We start from the raw sequence: 3,364 nt of genomic DNA on the forward strand, positions 1-3,364 counted from the left end.
CATCGAAATGGGCGTCCGCCGCATCGACGATTTCAACACCGGCGACAATGAAGGCGTGTCCTATTTCCATGTGAACCAGAAGAAGGGCCGGCGCTGGTCCTCGGCCCGGGGCTTCCTGAAGCCGGTGCTGAACCGGCCGAACCTGCGCCTGCTCACCCACGTCCAGGTGGAGCGGCTGGTGGTTGAGGGCGGGCGGGCAACCGGGGTCGCCTTCCGGGGCGCCGACGGCGCGCTGGTGACCGCCAAGGCAAAGGCCGAGGTCATTCTGTCGGCCGGGGCGGTCGGCACGCCGCACATCCTGCAACTGTCGGGCATCGGCCCGGCCGACGTCCTGCGCCCCCAGGGGATCGACATCGTGCAGGCGGCCGAAGGCGTCGGCCGCAACCTGCAGGACCATCTGCAGCAGCGGGCGATCTACCGGGTGGAGGGGGTGAAGACCCTGAACGAGACCTATCACTCGCTGATCGGGCGGGGCCTGATGGGGCTCGACTATCTGCTGCGGCGGCGGGGGCCGCTGACCATGGCGCCCAGCCAGCTCGGGCTGTTCACCCGGTCCGACCCGTCGCGGGAGCGGGCGAATATCGAATTCCACATCCAGCCGCTCTCGCTCGACAAATTCGGCGACCCGCTGCACCGCTTCCCGGCGATCACGGTTTCGGCCTGCAACCTGCGCCCGACCTCGCGCGGGACCATTGCCCTGCGCAGCCGAAATCCCAAGGACGCCCCGGCGATCGCGCCCCACTACCTGACGACGGACGACGACCGCCGGGTGGCGGCCGATGCGATCCGGGTGACGCGGCGCCTGATGGCGCAGCCCCGCCTCGCCCGCTATCGCCCCAGCGAATATCTGCCCGGGCCTTCGGTCGGCGACGACGACGCGGCGCTGGCCAAGGCGGCGGGCGATATCGGCACCACCATCTTCCACCCGGTCGGCACGGCGAAAATGGGCCGGGCGGACGATCCGATGGCAGTCGTCGACGAGCGGCTGCGCTTCCACGGGATCGCCGGGCTGCGGATCGTCGATGCCTCGATCATGCCGACCATCACCTCGGGCAATACCAACACGCCGACGGCGATGATCGCGGAAAAGGGCGCCGCCATGATCATGGCCGATGCGCGCATGTGACGCTGGACGTGAGCCTGCCGCCGCGCGCAACAATGCCTCTGGTCCAACGAGGGTGAGAAGCCATGGAAATCCGCGACGCGGCCGAAGGCGATCTGCCCGGCATCCTCGCCATCTATAACGACGCGGTCGAGAAGACGACGGCGATCTGGAACGAGACGCTGGTCGATCTCGACAACCGCCGCGCCTGGCTGAACGCCCGGCTGGCCCAGGGCTATCCGGTGCTGGTCGCGGTCGCGGACGGCGCCGTGCTCGGCTATGCCTCCTTCGGCGACTGGCGGGCGTTCGATGGCTATCGCCACACAGTCGAACATTCGGTCTATGTCGGGGCCAACATGCGGGGCCGGGGCGTCGGCCGGGCGCTGCTGACGGCGCTGATCCCCCGGGCCGCCGCCCTCGGCAAGCATGTCCTGGTCGCCGGGATCGAGGCGGACAACCAGCCTTCGATCCGGCTGCACGAGCAATTGGGCTTCATCCGCACCGGGTTGATGCTCGAAGTCGGCACCAAATTCGGCCGCTGGCTCGACCTTCAGTTCATGCAGCTCATTCTGCCGACGCGATAAGCTGGCGGAACGCCGCCGCCGCCTTGCCCTGATGGCGGCCGCGGTGGCGGAGGATGTGAAAGGACCGGGTCGGCAAGTCGGCGCCGATCACGCACAGGCGCCCGGCCGCCAGCGCCGAGGCGACGACGAGGCGCGACAGCACCGCGAGGCCCGCGCCGGCCTCGACCGCGCTGCGGACCGCTTCATTCGACGGCAATTCGAGACGGGACAGATCGGCGACCCTAAGCCCCCGCGCCGCCAGCAGGGCCTCCATCGCCGCCCGCGTGCCCGAACCCGGCTCGCGGCACACCCAGGGCAGGGCGGCGAGATCGGCGCCGTGGGCGTTCAGCGCCGGGCTCGCCACCAGCAGCATGTCGTCGCTGGCCACGGTTTCGATGGCCAATTCGTCCGCCGCCACCTCCCCCTCGATAAAGCCGAGATCGACCAGCCCCTCGACCACCTTCGCCGCCACCTGCCGCGAATTGCCGATGAAAAGCTCCAGCCCGATCCCCGGATGGGCCAGGCGATAGCGGTGCATCAGGGGCGGCAGCCAGTAATTGCCGATGGTCTGGCTGGCGGCGAGGCTCAGCCGGCCCCGGCGCAGCCCGGCGAGATCGGTCAGCACCGCCTCGGCCTCCGCCGCGCGGGCGAGGGTCGCCCTCGCCTCGGTCAGGAATTCCCGGCCGGCACCGGTCATGGTGATGCCCCGGCCGATGCGGTCGAACAGCATCACCCCGTGGCGGCTCTCGAGGGCGGCGATGGCGGCGCTCACCGCCGAGGGGGTGAGACCGAGGGCGGCGGCGGCCCTGGTCACATGCTCCCGCTCGGCGACGGCGATGAAGATACGCAATTGTTCGAGAGTCATGTTTCAGCCCAGGGTCTCGACCAGCATCAGACTGAAACCGGCGATGAAAAGAAAGGCCGCCGCGCCAAGCAGCAGCGGGCGCAGGCCCCGCGCCCGCAGGCGGCGGATATCGGTCTCCAGCCCCATGGCCGCCAGCGCCGTGGTCAGCAACACGGATGTCGCCGTGGCCGCCCCCTTGGTGATCGCCGGCGGCACCGCGACGACGCTGTTCAAGCCGACGAGGGCGATGAAGCCCAGCACGAACCAGGGCAGGGGCGCCCGCGCCGCGCGCTCGCCCTCGATACCCGTCCGGGCGGCGACGCCAAGGCCGATCACCACCGGCGCCAGCAGCATGACCCGGGCCAGTTTGGCGATGGTGCCGAAATCGCCCGCCGCCTGGCCCCCCTGATAGGAGGCGGCGACGACCTGGGCAATTTCGTGGATCGAGGCCCCGGCCCACAGGCCGAAGCCCTGCGCCCCGAGCCCGAGCAGCGGCGCCGCCAGCGGATAGAGCACCATGGCGATCGAGCCGAAGACGGTGACGCAGGCGATGGCATAGGCGACATCCTCGTCCCGTGCCCGGATCGCCGTGTTGGCGGCAACGACGGCGGAGGCGCCGCAGATCGAGGTGCCGGCCGCGATCAGCGCCGCCAGCCCCCGCTCGACCCCCAGCAGGCGGCCGAGCAGGACGGTGAACAGGAAGGTGCCGCCGAGGCTGAGGCCGATCACGGCCATGCCGCCCAGCCCGACCGAGGCGACCTGCGCCGCCGTCAATTGCAGGCCCAGAAGAACGATCGCGAGGCGCAGCAAGCGGCGCAGCGAAAACTGGAACCCCGCCGCCGCCGCGGCCGGCAC

General features: G+C 70.5%; 4 protein-coding genes. 2 read left to right on the top strand and 2 right to left on the bottom strand.

The genetic code is table 11. The features are described from left to right. Both WC493_RS22465 and WC493_RS22470 read left to right on the top strand, forming a co-directional pair. On the top strand, positions 1–1,126 hold a 1,126-nt coding region (locus tag WC493_RS22465), incomplete at its 5' end, for a GMC family oxidoreductase (protein WP_373068729.1). A 62-nt stretch (positions 1,127–1,188) separates the two neighbouring features. Next, positions 1,189–1,686, top strand: a complete 498-nt coding sequence (locus WC493_RS22470; protein WP_373068731.1) for an N-acetyltransferase family protein — start codon at positions 1,189–1,191, stop codon at positions 1,684–1,686. Here WC493_RS22470 and WC493_RS22475 read toward each other — a convergent pair. Together WC493_RS22475 and WC493_RS22480 are read right to left on the bottom strand one after the other, a co-directional pair. Next, the gene (locus tag WC493_RS22475) at positions 1,667–2,530 is read right to left on the bottom strand and encodes a LysR family transcriptional regulator (protein ID WP_373068733.1); all 864 of its coding nucleotides are present in this window, start codon (positions 2,528–2,530) and stop codon (positions 1,667–1,669) included. The genes WC493_RS22470 and WC493_RS22475 overlap by 20 nt on opposite strands. A 3-nt stretch (positions 2,531–2,533) precedes the next feature. Continuing rightward, on the bottom strand, positions 2,534–3,364 hold an 831-nt coding region (locus WC493_RS22480), incomplete at its 5' end, for a YeiH family protein (protein ID WP_373068735.1).

It is taken from the genome of Zavarzinia sp. (genome assembly GCF_041650655.1).
Taxonomy (GTDB): domain Bacteria; phylum Pseudomonadota; class Alphaproteobacteria; order Zavarziniales; family Zavarziniaceae; genus Zavarzinia.